This is a genomic window from Geodermatophilus sp. SYSU D00691 (assembly GCF_054050275.1).
The window spans coordinates 1-15,996 of record NZ_JBJGYZ010000049.1; the positions used below are offsets into that span (position 1 = coordinate 1).

The 15,996-nt window shown below is 76.0% G+C and carries 13 protein-coding genes and 1 pseudogene; 11 read left to right on the top strand and 3 right to left on the bottom strand.

Annotated features, from left to right (window positions below):
• Positions 1-416: 416 nt before the first annotated feature.
• From ACI797_RS25385 to ACI797_RS25415, 7 genes are all read left to right on the top strand, one after another.
• Entirely contained in the window at positions 417-1,631 is a 1,215-nt protein-coding gene (locus tag ACI797_RS25385; protein WP_456538277.1) for an MFS transporter, read from the top strand.
• Between the two features lie 208 nt (positions 1,632-1,839).
• Positions 1,840-2,409 (top strand): cysteine dioxygenase, encoded by a 570-nt coding sequence (locus ACI797_RS25390; RefSeq protein WP_456862649.1) that lies wholly within the window; start codon positions 1,840-1,842, stop codon positions 2,407-2,409.
• Complete coding sequence (locus tag ACI797_RS25395; protein ID WP_456862652.1) at positions 2,406-2,897, top strand: rhodanese-like domain-containing protein; 492 nt, start codon at positions 2,406-2,408, stop codon at positions 2,895-2,897. The genes ACI797_RS25390 and ACI797_RS25395 overlap by 4 nt, the downstream gene beginning before the upstream one ends.
• A 124-nt stretch (positions 2,898-3,021) precedes the next feature.
• Positions 3,022-4,884: a right-handed parallel beta-helix repeat-containing protein gene (locus ACI797_RS25400; protein ID WP_456862655.1), complete on the top strand. Its 1,863-nt coding sequence runs from the start codon at positions 3,022-3,024 to the stop codon at positions 4,882-4,884.
• Positions 4,885-4,896: 12 nt separating this feature from the next.
• A complete protein-coding gene (locus ACI797_RS25405) occupies positions 4,897-5,559 on the top strand; it encodes an acVLRF1 family peptidyl-tRNA hydrolase (protein ID WP_456862658.1) in 663 nt (220 codons plus the stop codon).
• A gap of 80 nt (positions 5,560-5,639) precedes the next feature.
• Positions 5,640-7,709, top strand: a complete 2,070-nt coding sequence (locus ACI797_RS25410; protein ID WP_456862661.1) for a HelD family protein — start codon at positions 5,640-5,642, stop codon at positions 7,707-7,709.
• Positions 7,710-7,803: 94 nt separating this feature from the next.
• Positions 7,804-10,209, top strand: a complete 2,406-nt coding sequence (locus ACI797_RS25415) for a transglycosylase domain-containing protein (protein ID WP_456862664.1) — start codon at positions 7,804-7,806, stop codon at positions 10,207-10,209.
• Positions 10,210-10,223: 14 nt separating this feature from the next.
• On the opposite strand, the pseudogene ACI797_RS25420 reads toward ACI797_RS25415, so the two are convergent.
• Positions 10,224-11,030, bottom strand: a pseudogene (locus tag ACI797_RS25420) (YhjD/YihY/BrkB family envelope integrity protein); the annotation flags it as partial.
• Positions 11,031-11,074: 44 nt separating this feature from the next.
• On the bottom strand, positions 11,075-12,637 hold the full coding sequence (locus tag ACI797_RS25425) for a phytoene desaturase family protein (protein ID WP_456862667.1): 1,563 nt from the start codon (positions 12,635-12,637) through the stop codon (positions 11,075-11,077).
• 314 nt (positions 12,638-12,951) lie between these two features.
• On the opposite strand from ACI797_RS25425, the gene ACI797_RS25430 reads away from it, so the two are divergent.
• Together ACI797_RS25430 and ACI797_RS25435 are read left to right on the top strand one after the other, a co-directional pair.
• Positions 12,952-14,022 carry a C40 family peptidase gene (locus ACI797_RS25430; RefSeq protein WP_456862670.1) on the top strand — a complete coding sequence of 357 codons (1,071 nt, stop codon included), beginning with the start codon at positions 12,952-12,954 and terminating at the stop codon, positions 14,020-14,022.
• Between the two features lie 124 nt (positions 14,023-14,146).
• A complete protein-coding gene (locus ACI797_RS25435) occupies positions 14,147-14,509 on the top strand; it encodes a DUF2568 domain-containing protein (protein ID WP_456862673.1) in 363 nt (120 codons plus the stop codon).
• Here ACI797_RS25435 and ACI797_RS25440 read toward each other — a convergent pair.
• The gene (locus ACI797_RS25440; RefSeq protein ID WP_456862676.1) at positions 14,487-15,032 is read right to left on the bottom strand and encodes a hypothetical protein; all 546 of its coding nucleotides are present in this window, start codon (positions 15,030-15,032) and stop codon (positions 14,487-14,489) included. The two genes, ACI797_RS25435 and ACI797_RS25440, sit on opposite strands and share 23 nt — an antisense overlap.
• A gap of 26 nt (positions 15,033-15,058) precedes the next feature.
• On the opposite strand from ACI797_RS25440, the gene ACI797_RS25445 reads away from it, so the two are divergent.
• A complete protein-coding gene (locus tag ACI797_RS25445; protein WP_456862679.1) occupies positions 15,059-15,655 on the top strand; it encodes a hypothetical protein in 597 nt (198 codons plus the stop codon).
• On the top strand, positions 15,652-15,996 hold the full coding sequence (locus ACI797_RS25450) for a DUF3817 domain-containing protein (RefSeq protein WP_456862682.1): 345 nt from the start codon (positions 15,652-15,654) through the stop codon (positions 15,994-15,996). Before ACI797_RS25445 ends, ACI797_RS25450 begins: the two co-directional genes overlap by 4 nt.

The window sequence follows — 15,996 nt, forward strand, 5'->3', positions numbered from 1 at the left end:
ACCACCGCCGGCCCACCGTGCCCGACGTCCCCGCCCGCCGCGCAGCCGCCTCCGTGGACAACCCCGCACCGACCCCGCGCCAGAACAACCGCCGCATCAGCTGCAGCTCAACCGTCCTCGCCATCAAGCCCCCCGGCCTCAGGAGGTGTTGCATTCACCCCCTGAAACCGGGTCACCTGATCCGAACAGGTCCTCCCCCGCGGCGCACCGCGGGGGAGGACCCGTTCCGGTGAGGGAGGACGACGGCTGCCCGCGCCGAGCGGGCGGCGACCACACCCGCAGGTGGCACGGTGGGCCCCCGTCCGGGTGATCCCGCAGGTCGCGGCGTGTCCGGAGCACGTCCGACGCGCCGCCCTCCGGGGTGTCGGTTAGCGTGACCCCGCCTGACACCCTCTCCGACGGAGACCTCCCCCCTCGTGGCCAATCCCTACCTGCACGTGCTGCGCACGCCGCACGCGCTGCCCATGGTGCTGGCCGCGTTCGTCGGGCGGCTGCCGTTGTCGATGGTGGGGCTCGGCTGCGTGCTCCTGGTCGCCTCGGAGACCGGTTCCTACGGCTTCGGCGGTGCGGTGGCCGCCGTCGGCGCGGTGACGACGGCGCTGGCCGGCCCGGTGATCGGCCGGCTGGCCGACAGCCACGGCCAGCGGCGGGTGCTGCTGCCCGTGCTCGTCGTCTTCGTGGCGGCCGGCGCCCTCTTCCTCGCCTCGGTGAAGGAGGACTGGCCGCGCTGGATCGTCTTCGTCGGCGCCGGCGTCGCGGGTGCCTGCATCCCGCCGGTGGCCTCGATGATCCGGGTGCGCTGGACCCACCTGCTGCGCGGCAGCCACCGGCTGCCCACCGCGCTGGCCATGGAGTCGGTGGTCGACGAGTTCGTCTTCATCGTCGGACCGGTGCTGGTCACGTTCCTCTCCACCACCGGGCACGCCACCTCCGGGGTGGTCACCGCCTTCACCCTCGCCGTCGTGGGCAGCCTGCTCTTCGCCGCCCAGCGCCGGACCGAGCCGCCGCCCGGCGGGCACGAGAGCCGCTCGGGGCCCTCGGCCATGCGCACCCCCGGGCTGCGCGTGCTGTTCGTCGTCGGCGGGGCCGTGGGCGCCATCCTCGGCACGCTGGAGATCGCGCTGGTCGCGTTCGCCGACGAGGTCGGGGCGATGTCGCTGTCCGGCGTGCTCATCGCGGGCCTGGCCGTCGGCTCGATGGCCAGCGGCATCGGCTGGGGTGCGGTGCACTGGCGCCACCCCCTGCGGCTGCGGCTGCTGGTGGTGCTGGCCCTGCTGACCGTGCTGAGCGTCCCGCTGCTGCTCATCGACGACATCTGGCTGATGATCCCGTTCGTCGTCGTGGCCGGGATCGCCGTCTCCCCGTCGCTGATCAGCTCGTTCACCCTCGCCGAGCTGCTGGTGCCCCGGGCCGCGGTGACCGAGGCGTTCACCTGGATCGGCACCGCCCTCGGCCTCGGGGTCGCCCTCGGTGCGTCGGTGGCGGGCAAGATCGTCGACGTCGCGGGGGCCAACGCCGCCTTTCTCGTCGCCACCGTCTCCGCCGGGGTCGCCGCGGTGGCCGTCGGCGCCTTCCAGAAGCTCCTGCACGTGCCGGCGGAGCACGCCGCCGAGCCGGCGCTGGCCGCCTGACGGGCAAAACACACCAAGCCGGTCGTATTTGACGGGAATGGTCCCACGTGGTTGTGTCGGGGGCGTGACGCCGCTGCTCCTCCACCGCCGGTCCGACGTGGACCTGCTGCGGGTGGCGAGCGCGCTGTGTCCGGGTCGCTGAGCGCGCGCCCCTCACCGACCCCCTGCCGCTGACGTCCGCGGCCGCTTCGTAAGGACTCCTCCCCGCATGTCCCTCGCACCGCTGTCCCCTGTCCTCGCCGACCCCCGCCTGGCCCCGCTCGTGGCCGCGGCGGCCACCCGGCCCACCGGCTCGGCCGCCCTCGCGGTTGCCCTCGCCGTCCGCACCGATCTCTGGGAGCCGGTCGTCGGCTTCCGCGAGAGCTCGCGCTGGACCGCGCTGCTCGAGCCGGCCGACGTCCGGCCGTTCCTCGACCCCTCGCTGCACGACGAGCTCGACGACGCCCAGATCTGGCTGCTCTCCTGGCTGCCCGGCCAGGGCACGCCGCTGCACGACCACGGGGACTCCGCGGGCGCCTTCGCCGTCGCCCGCGGCACGCTCACCGAGAAGGTCGTCGCCTCGGGCGGGCCCGGCCGGCCGCGGCAGACGGAGACCGAGCTGGAGGCGGGGCGGGTCCGCTACTTCGGCCCCCGCTACGTGCACCAGGTGACCAACCGGCACGCCGAGCCGGCCGTGAGCCTGCACGTCTACGCGCCCCGCCTGACCGTCATGAACACCTACCGGGTGGACGACGGCCTGGTCCGCACCGGCACCGAGCGCGCGGGGGTGGACTGGTGACCCGGTCGCTGTCCCGGCCGGCCGGTGCCCGGTCGATCGACGAGCTGCTGGCCGACGCGCGCAGCCGGCTGGTCCGCGTGACGCCCGCCGAGGCGGCGGCCCGCGTCGCCCGCGGTGCGCTGCTGGTGGACATCCGCCCGGCCGCCCAGCGCGCCCTCGAGGGCCAGGTGCCCGGGTCGCTGGTGGTCGAGCGCAACGTCCTGGAGTGGCGGTTCGACCCCGCCTCGGACGCCCGGCTGCCCGAGGCCACCGGCTACGACGTCGAGGTGATCGTCCTCTGCTCGGAGGGCTACACCTCCAGCCTCGCGGCCGACGCGCTCCGCTCGCTCGGCCTGTCCCGGGCGACCGACGTCGCCGGCGGCTTCCGGGCGTGGGAGGCGGCCGGGCTGCCGACCCGCACCGAGGGCGTCACCCGGGCGGCTGGTGGTTCACCGGTGGGCGTGATTGACGCGCCGGCGCAGCGGCTGCTTGGGTCGGCCCGTACCTGATCTCCCGCGCAGGTCCGGCGACGGGTCTGGGAGATGCGGAGCACCGGAGACGCGTCCCGCACCCCGTCCCGTCGTCGTCAGCCGCGGCCCGGCCCCGGCTGCTGTGTGGAGGACCGTTCCGCGCATGGCGTCCGCCGCCCGCTCCGCCCGAGTGCTCCTGCCGCTCGCGCTGCTGCTGGGCCTGGTGGCCTACCCGGTGCCGCTCGGCGGGGACGACCGGTCCTCCGCCCGGACCCCCCCGGCCGCCGACGAGCAGCCCGCGACCCATGAGCCGACCGAGCCGCGCGCGCCGGGACGCGACTCCGCTGCGGCCGGGTCGTCGCCGGTGGGGTGGATGCGCTACCCGGTGCCGGCCGACGCCGTCCACGTGTCCCCGTCGGGCAGCGACACCGCCGACGGCACGGCGGCGGCGCCCTACCGGACGGTCGCCCGGGCGCTCGCGGCCGCGCCGTCGGGTGCCACCGTGGTGCTGCGTGGGGGCAACTACTCGGAGAGCGCGACCATCCCGCGGGGCAAGCGGCTGACCGTGCAGGCCGCGCCGGGCGAGGTGGTGTGGCTCGACGGCAGCGAGGTGATGACCGGCTGGGTCGCCGACGGGTCGGCCTGGCGGGTGGGTTGGACGATCGAGCTCGACCACAGCCCCACCTACACCCCGGGCGCCCCCGACAACACCGAGCCGGGCTGGGCCTTCCTCGATCCCGCCTACCCACTGGCGGCGCACCCGGAGCAGGTCTTCGTCGACGGGGTGGCCCAGCAGCAGGTGACCTCGCGCTCCGCTGTCGTCCCCGGCGCCTTCTACGTCGACGCCGACGCCGACCGGCTCTACCTCGGCACCGACCCCGCGGGGCACGAGGTGCGCGCCAGCGTGCTGCGCACGGGCCTCACCGTGCTCGGAGCGGGCAGTGTCGTGCGGGGCATCGGCATCCGGCGGTACGCCACGCCCGTGCCGGACAAGGGGGCACTGCGCCTGCTGGCCCCCGACGTGTCCGTCGAGAACGTCGTCGTCCAGGACAACGCGACCCAGGGCATCTACGTCGGCGGGCGCGGCCAGGGCGTCCGCACCGCGCTGCGCTCCGTGACCGCCGAGCGCAACGGCATGTTGGGGGTCGAGTCCTCCTACGCCGACGGGTTGGTCGTCGACGGGCTGCGCGCGGTGGGCAACAACACCGAGCACTTCAACGCCGCGCCGGTGTCCGGCGGCATGAAGATCACCCGTGCGCGGGGGATCGTGGTCACCGACGGCGTCTTCGCCGACAACCTCGGTCCCGGCCTCTGGTTCGACGAGTCCGTGCACGGCGCGACGATCGTCGGCAACGACCTGGTCGACAACGCGGGGCACGGGCTGTCGTTCGAGATCTCCAGCACGGCGCTGATAGCGGACAACGTCGTGGCCCGCAACGGCGGCAACGGGCTGAAGCTCAACAACTCTTCGTCGCTGGAGGTCTGGAACAACACGGTCGTCGGCAACGGGCAGCGGCCGATCTGGCTGGTCCAGGACTCACGCGTGGCCAGCGACCTCACCACGCCCGGCCACGACCCGCGCCGGCCGCTGCCCGACCCGACCGTCACCTGGCTGCTCGGCCCCGCGACGCTGAAGAACAACGTGATCGCCGGACCGACCGCGGCGGACTGCCTGCTGTGCGTGCAGGACGGCGCACTCCGCCGCAGTGCCGACCAGATCGCCGTCACCGCCGACGGCAACGTCTACGTCCGGACCGGCGCGGGCGCTCCGCTCCACACCGCCACGTGGCCGGCCGGATCCGCGACCCCGCACGTCTACCCCACGCTGGCGGACTTCCGCGCCGGCACCGGGCAGGAGGGCCACGGCATCGAGCTGGTGGGGCGGCCCGCGACGGACGGCGACCACCGGCTCACCGCCGCGGTGGCCGCGCAGGAGGCTGCCGTCGCCCAGCCGCTGCCGGCGGCGGTCGCCTCCCGCGCGGGGCTGGTGGCCGGGAGCGAGCGGCTCGGGGCCCGGTTCGACTGACATGCTCGCGGTGTGACCCGCCCCCGTCCCGCCGCCGGCGGCGGCCGGGTCCTCGGCGTGGCACCGGAGCGGCTCGGGCGCTGGCTGGACGGCGTGGCCGACCGGCACGGTCCCTTCGCCGAGGTCGCGCTGGACGACGGCGCCGTCCGCGTGACGTGCGCCGACACCACCGCGGTCACCCTGCGGGCGCCGTTCGCCTGGACGCCGGGACCGGCGCTCTTGTCGGGGTTCACCGCGGCCGCGCGGCAGCCCCGGCGGGCGGCGGTGCTGCTGGTGCGGCGGGGCCGCTGGGCCGTCGGCGTCTTCGCCGGCGCGGAGCTCGAGGTGTCCAAGGTCGACTCGCGGCTGGTGCAGGGCCGGACCGCGGCCGGCGGCTGGTCGCAGCAGCGCTTCGCCCGCCGTCGCGGCCACCAGACCGACGCGGTCGTCGACGCCGCCGCCGACACCGCCGCCCGCGTGCTGCTGCCGGCCGCCGGGGAGGTGGAGGCGCTGTTCACCGGCGGCGCCCGCGGCCTGGTCGACGCCGTCCTGGCCGATCCCCGCCTCGCGCCGCTGGCCGCGCTGCGCCGCGAGCCGGCGCTGGAGGTGGGCGAGCCGACGAAGGCGGTGCTGCTGGCGACCCCGCAGCAGTTCCGCGCGGTCGCCGTCCACATCGTCGAACCCCACGAGCGCTGACGACCGCGATCTGCTGTTCGCCCCGTGACGGATGTCGCTGGGTGCCGTAAGGTTCTCCGACCGTGTCCTCCGCATCGAGCGTGACGACCGCTTCCCCCGATCCCGTCCTCACCGCCGAGCGCGCCCACCTGGCGCGTGCGGCCGGCTGCCTGACCGAGATGCGCACCGCGGCCGCCGCGGTGACCGACGCCGGCGTCGACGCCTGGGCTTCCGAGCGGCTGGGGGCCGCGCGCGCCGAGCGGCTGCGCCGGCTGGCCGCGGACCCCGGCGTCCCGCCCTTCTTCGGCCGGACCGACACCGCGACCGAGACCTTCCACATCGGCCGCCGGCACGTCCGCGACGCGACGGGCACCCCCGTGGTCATCGACTGGCGGGCCCCGATGAGCCGGCCGTTCTACCAGGCCAGCGCGGCCGATCCGCAGGGCCTGGTGCGCCGCCGCCGGTTCGGCTTCTCCGGCGGCGAGCTGACCGGCTACGAGGACGAGCTGCTCGCCGCCGGCGACGAGCACGCCGGTGAGTTCCTGCGGCAGGAGATCGAGCGGCCGCGCAGCGGCCCGATGCGCGACATCGTCGCCACCATCCAGCCCGAGCAGGACGCGATCGTGCGGGCGCCGCTGTCCGAGTCGATCTGCGTGCAGGGCGCCCCGGGCACCGGCAAGACGGCGGTCGGCCTGCACCGCGCGGCCTACCTGCTCTACACCCACTCCGGCCAGCTGGCCCGCACCGGCGTGCTGGTGGTTGGGCCCAACCGGGCCTTCCTCCGCTACATCGAGCAGGTGCTGCCCACGCTCGGCGAGGTGGACGTCGAGCAGACCACGGTGGCCGACCTCACCGCCCGGGTGCCGGTGCGCGCCGCCGAGGAGCCCGCGCTCGCCGGCCTCAAGGGCGACGCCCGCATGGCCGAGGTGCTCCACCGCGCGCTGTGGGGTGGCATCGCCAAGCCGGCCGACGACCTCCTCGTGCCCCTGGCGGGCCGCCGGTACCGGGTCCCCGTCGAGCGGCTCAAGCGCTACGTCGACGACCTGCGCCGCCGCGGCCGGATCGCCGACGACCTGCAGGCGCTGCACTACTCCGCCGGGCGCGAGCGGCTGGCCATGGCGCTGGCCGAGGACGCCCGCCGGCAGAAGGAGCTGGCCGGTGGCAGCCCCACCGACGCCGAGACCCGCCGCGCGGCGCGCAGCGCGGAGGTGCGCGCCTTCTGCGACGCGGTGTGGCCGGCCTGGGACGCCGCCGGCCTGCTGCACGCCCTCTGGACCGAGCCCGACCGGCTGGCCCGCGCCGCCCGCGGGGTCCTGGACGACGACGAGCGGGCCGCGCTGCACCGCCCGGCGCGGTCGGTGCGGACGGCGCCGTGGACGGAGGCCGATGCCGTCCTGGTCGACGAGGCCGCCGGGCTGCTCGACCGCACGCCGGGCTACGGGCACGTGGTCGTCGACGAGGCGCAGGACCTCTCGCCCATGCAGTGCCGCGCGATCGCCCGCCGGCTGGCGGCCGGCTCGCTGACCGTGCTCGGCGACCTCGCCCAGGCCACCAGCCCGTGGTCGGTGGCCGACTGGGCGGCCACCCTCGAGGGCCTCGGCCGGCCCGGCACCGTCGTCCGCCCGCTGACCCGGGGCTACCGGGTGCCCGGCGAGGTGCTCGACTACGCCAACCGGCTGCTGCCGGCCATCGCGCCGGGGCTGCCGCCCGCGACGGCGACCCGCCGGGAGGCCGGCTCGCTCGACGTGCGGCCGGTGAGCACGCTGCCCGGGCCGCTGGCCGATGTCGTCGCCCGGCTCGCCGCGGGCGAGGGCTCGACCGGCGTCGTCTGCGCCGACGCCGACGTCGCCGGGGCGGTCGAGGTGCTGCGCGCCGCCGGGCTGCCGGCCGAGCCGCTGACCGACGACGGCGAGGCGGCGGCCCGGGTCGCCGTGGTGCCGGCGACGCTGGTCAAGGGCCTGGAGTTCGACGCCGTCGTGGTCGTCGACCCGGTCGCGATCGTCGCCGCCGAGCCGCGCGGCCTGCACCGGCTCTACGTCGTCCTCACCCGGGCGGTGAGCACGCTCGTGGTCCTCCACCGGGGTGATCTGCCGCCCGAGTTGTTGGAGGACCCCGCTGCCCCCCAGCACTCGCGAGCTCGCGGCGGGGCCCTGCGGCGGGGCCACCGCTGAACCCGCGCGCCTCGCCTGTCCCGGCCCGGCGCGGGTGGTTGTAGATCGGGACGTTTCCTGTTGAGGTGTGACACCGTTCGAGGGGAGGGGGGCGATGGAGCAGCCCAGAGTTGCCAGCACTCTGCTGAAGCTGTTGTCGACCGTCGTCGTCGCCGGCGCACTCGTCGCCGGTCTCCTCTTCCCGTGGGTCGGCGGGCCCGCGCTGGCCGCCCAGCAGGGCACGGGTCTGCTCGGCCGCCCCCCGGTCGAGCTCACCGACGAGCCGCCGGCGGGCAACACCGTGGTGCTGGCCGCCAACGGCGAACCCATCACCTACTTCTACGAGGAGAACCGCGCGCCGGTCCCCGGCGACCAGATCGCCGAGGTCATGAAGCAGGCGATGGTCGCCATCGAGGACGCCCGGTTCTACGAGCACAACGGCCTCGACGTGCAGGGCACGCTGCGGGCGCTGGTCACCAACATCGCCTCGGGCGGGGTGCAGGAGGGCGGCTCGACGCTCACCCAGCAGCTGGTCAAGCAGACCCTGCTGCAGACCGCCGACACCCCCGACGAGCGGCGCGCCGCCGTCGAGCAGACCGTCGGCCGCAAGCTGCGCGAGGCGCAGCTGGCCCTGGCCCTCGAGGACGAGTACGGCAAGGACGAGATCCTCACCCGGTACCTCAACATCGTCTACTACGGGCAGAACGCCTACGGCATCCAGCCGGCCGCGCAGGCCTTCTTCAGCGTCAACGCCGCCGACCTCACCCTCACCCAGGCCGCGCTGCTCGCCGGGCTGGTGCAGAGCCCCACCTCGGACGACCCCTTCACCAACCCGGAGGCGGCCACCGCGCGGCGCAACGAGGTCCTCTCGCGCATGGCCGAGCAGGGCTACATCAGCGAGCAGGCGGCGGCCGACGCCTCCGCCGCGCCGCTCGGCCTCGCCCCCGCCCCCGCGCCCCGCCGCGGCTGCGTCCAGGCCTCGGTCGGCCCCTACGTCTGCGACTTCGTCCAGCAGTACCTCATCAACGAGCTGGGCCTGACCCAGGACGACCTCGAGCACAACGGCTACACCATCCAGACGACGCTCGACCCCGACCTGCAGCGGGCCGGCGACTCCGCGGTGCTGCAGACGCTGCCGATGGGCGACTCGCTGGCCGGCATGTTCACCGCCGTCGAGCCCGGCACCGGGCACCTGCTCGCGATGAGCGTCAACCGGGTCTTCGGCTACGACGTGAGCGACCCGACGCAGGAGTCGTTCAACCTCAACGTCGCCCCCAGCCAGGGCTCCGGGTCCACCTACAAGGTCTTCGTGGCCGCGGCGGCGCTCGCCCGCGGGTTCGGCAGCCACTACACGCTGACGACGTCCGACCCGTACGTGTCCAAGGTGTACGAGGACGGCGGCGCGCCCTACGACGTCCGCAACGCCGGCCGGTACGGCAGCACGCTGGACATGACCACCGCGCTGTACCAGTCGTCGAACACCTACTTCCTCGCCCTCGAGGACGCCCTCGGCAGCGTCGAGGACGCCGTCGAGATGGCGCAGAAGATGGGCCTGTTCCAGTTCAACGACCCGGCGCTGCCGCAGCAGATCATCGACGACGACCGCGGCTCGTTCACCTTCGGGCCCGAGCCGACCAGCCCGCTGGGCCTGGCCAGCGCCTACTCGACGCTGGCGGCCAGCGGCACGCAGTGCGACGTCGTCCCGCTCACCCGGCTGCTCGACCGCAACGGCGAGGACGTCCTCGGCGAGGACGGCCAGCCGCTGGTGCGCGACCGGTGCACGCCGGAGGCGATCCCGCCGGGTGTCGCCAACACGCTCAACCAGATGCTCCGTCGCGACGTCGAGCCCGGGTACGGCGGCCAGACCGGCCGGCGGGCGTACGTCCCCGGCCACCAGATCGCCGGCAAGACGGGGACCTCGCAGGACAACTACTCGGTCGCGTTCGTCGGGTACACCCCCGAGATCACCGCGAGCGTGATGGTCCTCAACCCCAAGCGCAACGAGGACGTCGGCGGCTTCGGTGGCGGCAAGGGCGCGCAGATCTGGCACGACGCGATGGCGCCCATCCTCGAGGCCCGCGGCAGCGGCGACTTCCCGCCGGCCGACGAGCAGGTCGAGAACGGCAACACCCGGCCGCTGCCGGGCTGCTCCAGCGTGAGCGCCTGCAAGGCCGCCCTGACCGCCGCCGGCTTCCAGTGGTCGACCGCCCGGGTCGACAGCGACCGCCCGGAGGGCCGGTTCGTGGGCCTGAGCCCGCGCAGCCGCGCCGTCCTCGGCCAGGTCGTGACGATCCTGGTGAGCAACGGCTCCCGCTACGTCGAGCCGGCCCCGGCCCCGGAGCCGCCGCCGGCGACCGCGCCGCCCCCCGCCCCGCCGCCCGCCCCGCCGCCGCCCCCACCGCCGCCGCCGCCTCCTCCGGACGACGGCGGGGGCAACGGCAACGGCAACGGCGGTGGCAACGGGAACGGCAACGGCAACGGCAACGGCGGGTCCCCGGCCGTCCCCGGCGACGACGACTGAAAGCGGTCGTCGAGCGCCTGGGTGAGCAGCCAGCCGCCCAGCAGCACCAGGTGCAGCAGGAACAGCCACAGGCCGACGGCGACGACGCCACCGACCACGGTGAGCCCCCCGAAGGGTGCCCCCAGGTCCAGCGGCAGGCTCAGGAACAGCACGAAGCCCTGCAGGAAGCCCGACAGGCAGGCGGCGGTGAACGGGACGCCGATCAGCAGCGCCCGCCAGCCGAGCCGGCCGGCCGCCACCACCCGGAAGCCCCACAGCAGCGGGACGACGAGCGCGGCGAGGACCGAGTAGAAGCCGACGGCGATCCGGCCGATCACGTGGCCGGCGCGGTCGAGGTCGGCCATCACCTCGACCGCGAGCAGCAGCGGGTACAGCAGCACGGGTGTGAGCAGCAGCAGCGGCAGCGCCAGCAGCCGGCCGCGCCAGCCGGTGAGCGACTCCTCGCGGCGGCTGAAGCGCAGCAGCGCCCGGCGCAGGCCCTCGCCGTAGAGCGACATGGGCACCAGGGCCAGCAGGACGCCCACCGGGTCCAGCCCCACCCCGGCGTCCACCAGCCGCGCCACGGCGTCGGGCGCGCCCACCTCGTCGGGGAACAGCCCGGCCAGCCGGTCGCCGAGCTCGCGCACCGTCCCGGGCGAGGTGAGCCAGGTGGTGAGGCCGAACGCGACGACGAGCAGCGGGACGACGGCCAGGCCGGCGTAGAAGGTCAGGCCGGCGGCGATCAGTGCGAGGTCGCGGCCGCGCAGCCGCCGGCGCGCCGCCGCCAGCAGCCCGGTCACCTCGGCCCACCAGCGGGCGGGGGACCACCGGGACCGCTGCACCCGGTCATGCCACCAGGGATCGGCGCGGGCCGCCCGTCGGGGGCTCAGCGGGACCCGAGCAGGTGGCGGGCGGCGGCGTACCCGCCGAGCCCGCTGACCGCCCCGCCGCGGACGGTGCCGCCCGAGGAGGCGTGCACGATCCGCGGGGAGGGGCCGGCCACGCCCCACGTGCCGGCCTCCTCCGCGGTCGCGGCGACCGGCCAGGACAGGTCGCCGTGGAAGATGTGCCCGCCCGGCATCGCCAGCGCGGCCTCGACGTCCAGCGGGGAGGCGGCCTGCAGGCAGGGCTCGCCGTCGGCGTCGCGGGCCAGGCAGCCGGCGAGGGGCTCCTCGAGGTGGGCGTCGAGCTGCGCGAGCACCCGCCGCACGGCCTCCTCCCGGGTGCCGGCGGGGTCGGCGCGGTAGAGCTCGGCGGGCGTGTGCAGGCCGAACAGGGTCAGCGTGTGCAGCCCGGCGGCGCGCGCCCCCGGCCCCAGGACCGTGGGGTCGGTCAGCGAGTGGCAGTAGACCTCGAACGGGATCTCGTCGGGCAGCCGGCCCGCGGCGGCCCGGGCGTGCGCGGCGTCGAGCTGCGCGGCGGCCTCGTCGACGTGGAAGGTGCCCGCGAACGCCGTCGCGGGGTCGGTGCCCGAGCGCAGGCGCGGCAGCCGGGCGAGCACCATGTTCACCTTCAGCTGCGAGCCGCTCGGCCGAGGGCCGGGCGGGGCACCGGTGAGCTCCGCCAGCACGGCCGGCGCCGCGCCCACCACCACGGCGTCCGCCCCGGCGGAGCGCTCGCGGCCGTCGTCGTCGGTCCAGTGCACGGTGACGCCGTCCGGGCCCTCGTCCAGCGCGGTCACCGCCGCCCGGGTCACCAGCTCGGCCCCGGCCGAGCGGGCCGCCGCGGCCAGCGCCGCCGTCACGGCGCCCATGCCGCCCACCGGGACCCGCCAGCGCCCCGTGCCGTTGCCGATCACGTGGTACAGGAAGCAGCGCCCCGCGGCGCTGCCCGCCTCGTGCACGTCGGCGAACGTGCCGATCAGCCCGTCGGTCAGCGCCACCCCGCGGACCACGTCGTCGGTGAGGTGGTCGGCGACGACGTCGGCCAGCGGGCGTTCCCGCAGGTCCTGCCAGATCCCGGGGTCGCGCAGCCGCCGCTCCAGCTGCCCGGCGGTGAGGAGCGGCTCGGTGAGCGTGGGGGCGACGTCCTCGGCCAGGATGGCCAGGCGCCGGTAGAGGCGCTGCCAGCCGGCGAACTCGGTGTCGGACCCGGTGAGCGCCCGGAACGACGCCGCGGTGGCCGGTCCCTCCTCGCGCTCGACGAGCAGGCCGGTCGAACCGGCCCCGCGGCGGACGGCCGTGTACGAGGCCACCGCCCGGTCGGCCAGGGTCACCCGGAGGTCGAGGTCGGCGACGAGCCGGTCGGGCAGCAGACTGACCAGGTACGAGTACGCCGACAGGCGGACGTCGACGCCGGGGAAGAGCTGCCGGCTCACCGCGGCGCCGCCGACCTCGTCCCGCCGCTCGAGGACCAGCACCGACCACCCGGCCCGGGCCAGGTAGGCGGCCGCGGTCAGGCCGTTGTGTCCCCCTCCGACAACGACGGCGCCGTACCGCGAACCAGCCACCTGCGCACCGTAACCAGCGCCTCCCGGCCGGTTCGCGCAGGTCGCCAGCGTCGGTCCGGCGGCCGGCGGCCGTCCCCCGCCCGAGCCGTCGCATCACCCACCGTGTCGGGTGAAGCGCAAAGAGTTGTGAAGGTGTGCACAAATTACATCGGGGTGATTGTCACGACCCAGCAACGCCCTTACGGTCTGTATGTCCGTCGGGGCGCTCAGTCACCTGCAGGGGTGACACCCCGCCGATCCGGAACCGGGAGCTCGCAGCGTCGCGGGCCGCGGTCGCACCCGTGCCGCACTGCAGAACGGAGAGCCGCCCTCCCATGGCGACCACTCGGACGTCTTCCCCGCGCCCGAACTCCCGCCGCACCGCCCGCCGCGCCGTCCTCGCGCTCGCCGCCGCCCTCGGGCTGGCGTTCGTGCCCGCGCCGGCCGCCGCCACGCCGGAGCAGCCGGAGACCGCGCAGGAAGCGGCGGCCCTCATGGCCGCCCGCGCCCACGACCTGGAGGTCGTCACCGAGCAGTTCAACGACGCGCGGGCGCTCCTGGAGCAGCAGCAGGCCGCCGTCCGGGCCGCCGAGGAGACCGTGGCGCAGGCGCAGGCCGCGCTGGCCACCGCGCAGGCCCAGGTGCGAGGGATCGCCCGCAGCGCCTTCACCGGCGAGGGGCTCAACGGCTTCGCCGCGCTGATGACCAGCGACGACGCCGACGACTTCGTCGCCCGCATGTCGACGCTGTCGATGGTGGCCGGCCACCAGAACGAGATCCTCGGCCAGGCGCAGACCGCGACCCAGGCGGCCGCCGACGCCCAGGCGGCCGCCGCCGAGGCCGCCGCGCAGGCCCAGGCCACCTTCGACGCCGTCGCCGGGCAGCAGGCGGAGCTCGAGGCGCAGATCGCCGCCTACCAGGCCGACTTCGACCGCCTCAGCGCCCAGGAGCAGGCGGCCGCCACCGAGCTGGCCGCCACGCACGGCACCGACCGCGCCAGCCGCGACGAGCGCGCCGAGCCGCTGCCCTCGGGTCCGGTGGTCGCCAGCAGCGAGGCGGCGCAGATCGCCGTGGACACGGCGATGGCGCAGCGCGGCGACCCCTACGTCTGGGCCGCCGCGGGGCCGAACGCGTTCGACTGCTCGGGCCTGGTCCAGTACGCCTACAAGGCCGCCGGGATCAGCCTGCCGCACTCGAGCCGCATGCAGGCCGGCATGGGCCAGTCCGTGTCCCGCGGCTCGCTGCAGCCCGGCGACCTGGTCTTCTACTACAGCCCGATCAGCCACGTCGGCATCTACATCGGCAACGGGCAGATGGTGCACGCGCCCACGTCCGGTGACGTGGTGAAGGTGGCGAGCATCGACGCCGTCGGCGCGATCACCGCGATGCGGCGCATCGCCGGCTGACCCCCGTCCCGCCCGAGAGCCCCCGGCCAGCCAGGCCGGGGGCTCTCGTGCTCTTGACGGCGACCGACGATACGTGAACACTGCTCTTGAAACAGATCACTGTTCTCGAAGAGGGGTGTGGGTCATGGGCGCCGTCTGGAACTGGACCTGGGGAGCCGTAGCGTTCGGGTCGGAGCTGGCCGCGCTGGCCGCGCTCGCGGTCGGCGGGTGGGCGCTGCCGGTCCCCACCGCCGTCCGCCTGGTGGCCGCCGTCGGCGCCCCCGTGGTGGCGGCGGTGCTCTGGGGGCTGTTCGCCTCGCCGCAGGCGCCGGTGCAGGTGCTCGCCGTGACCGTGGTGGTGAAGGTGGTCGTGCTCGGCGGGGCGGTGGCGGCGCTGGCGGCCACCGGCCACGCCCGCCTGGCCGCGGTGCTCGCCGTCGCCGCCGTCCTGGGCACGGTGCTCTCACCGCCCCCCGCCGCGCTGGTCAGCCCGCCGACGGCGGCGTGACCCGCTGGAGCAGCCCCCAGACGAACTGGGCACGGGTGCCGTCGGGCAGGTGCACCTCCCAGCGGGTGTGCACCCCCGGGTCGACGCCCCGCGCGCCGGGGAGGCCGACGACGTCGTCGAGCACGTGCTCCCACACCCGCAGCCGGCCGGCGGTCACCCGCGGGGCCCACGCCCCCGGGAGGCGGACGAAGCGCTCCTCGAGCACCTCGCCGCCGGGCGCGGTCAGCACCTCCCACCGGTGCTGCGGCCACAGCGGCAGCGGCCAGCGGCGCACCTCGAGGTCGAGGTCGCCGAAGCGCAGGTCCTCGGTCTCCTCGGCCGGCCCGAGGACGGCGGTGCGCAGCGCCAGGCCCCGGGGAGCCCGCGGCGCGTGGTGCAGCGCCTGCCAGCGGTTGTGCGCGGCGTGCGCCTGCGCCCGGGTGGCGCCCAGCCGGGGCAGGGCCTCGGCGACCAGGTCGGGGCGGAGGTCGGCCATCCGGCGCAGCAGGACGAGGCAGAACTCCCGCCGGGCCAGACCACGCACGCTGCCGACCCTGCCACCATGGCGCGGTGCTGCTCGACCGCGCCACCGCCGAGGGGATCGCCGACGGGTCGGTGACGCTCGCCTTCCGCCGCTGGGACCGCCCGCGGATGCGGCCCGGCAGCACCCAGCGCACGGTCGCCGGCGTGGTCGAGGTGGAGACGGTCGAGGAGGTCGACCCGGCGCTGCTCACCGAGGAGGACGCCCGGGCCGCCGGCGTCCGCTCCCTGGCGCGGCTGCTCGCCCTGCTCGACCGCCGTCCCGGCGCGCACGTCTACCGGATGCGGGTCCGCGCCGCCGGTCCCGACCCGCGGGTGGCCCTCCGCGAGCGGCCCACCCTCGACGACGGCGACCGGCGTGCCGTCGACGCCCGTCTCGACCGGTTCGACGCCGCCGCCCGGCACGGGCCGTGGACCCGCGGTGTGCTCGCGCTCATCGCCGCGCGCCCCGGCGTCCGGGCCCCCGACCTCGCCGCCTCGCTCGGCCGCGAGGTGCTGCCCTTCAAGCGCGACGTGCGCAAGCTCAAGGAGCTCGGCCTCACCCGCAGCCTCGAGGTCGGCTACGAGCTCTCGCCCCGGGGGCGGGCATACCTCGACGGCGCGGTCGGGGAGGATGGGCCGTCGTGAGCTCCTCCTCCGCCGTGCCCGCCGTCCACCCCGTCGCGACCGCCTTCCGGGTGGTCGCCGTCGCCGAGGCGCTGAGCTGGCTCGGCCTGCTCGCGGGCATGCACCTCAAGCACGTGGCGGGGACGACGGAGGCCGGCGTGCAGCTGTTCGGGCCGGTCCACGGCGCGGTCTTCGTCGCCTACGTCGTCGTCGCGGTGGTCGCGGCCCGGGTGCTGCGCTGGCGGCCGTCCACCACCCTGCTGGCCCTCGCCGCCGCCGTCCCGCCGCTGGTCACGGTGTGGTTCGAGCGGTGGGCGACCCGCGCCGGGCGGCTGCCCCGCCGCGAGCCCGCGACCGCCTGA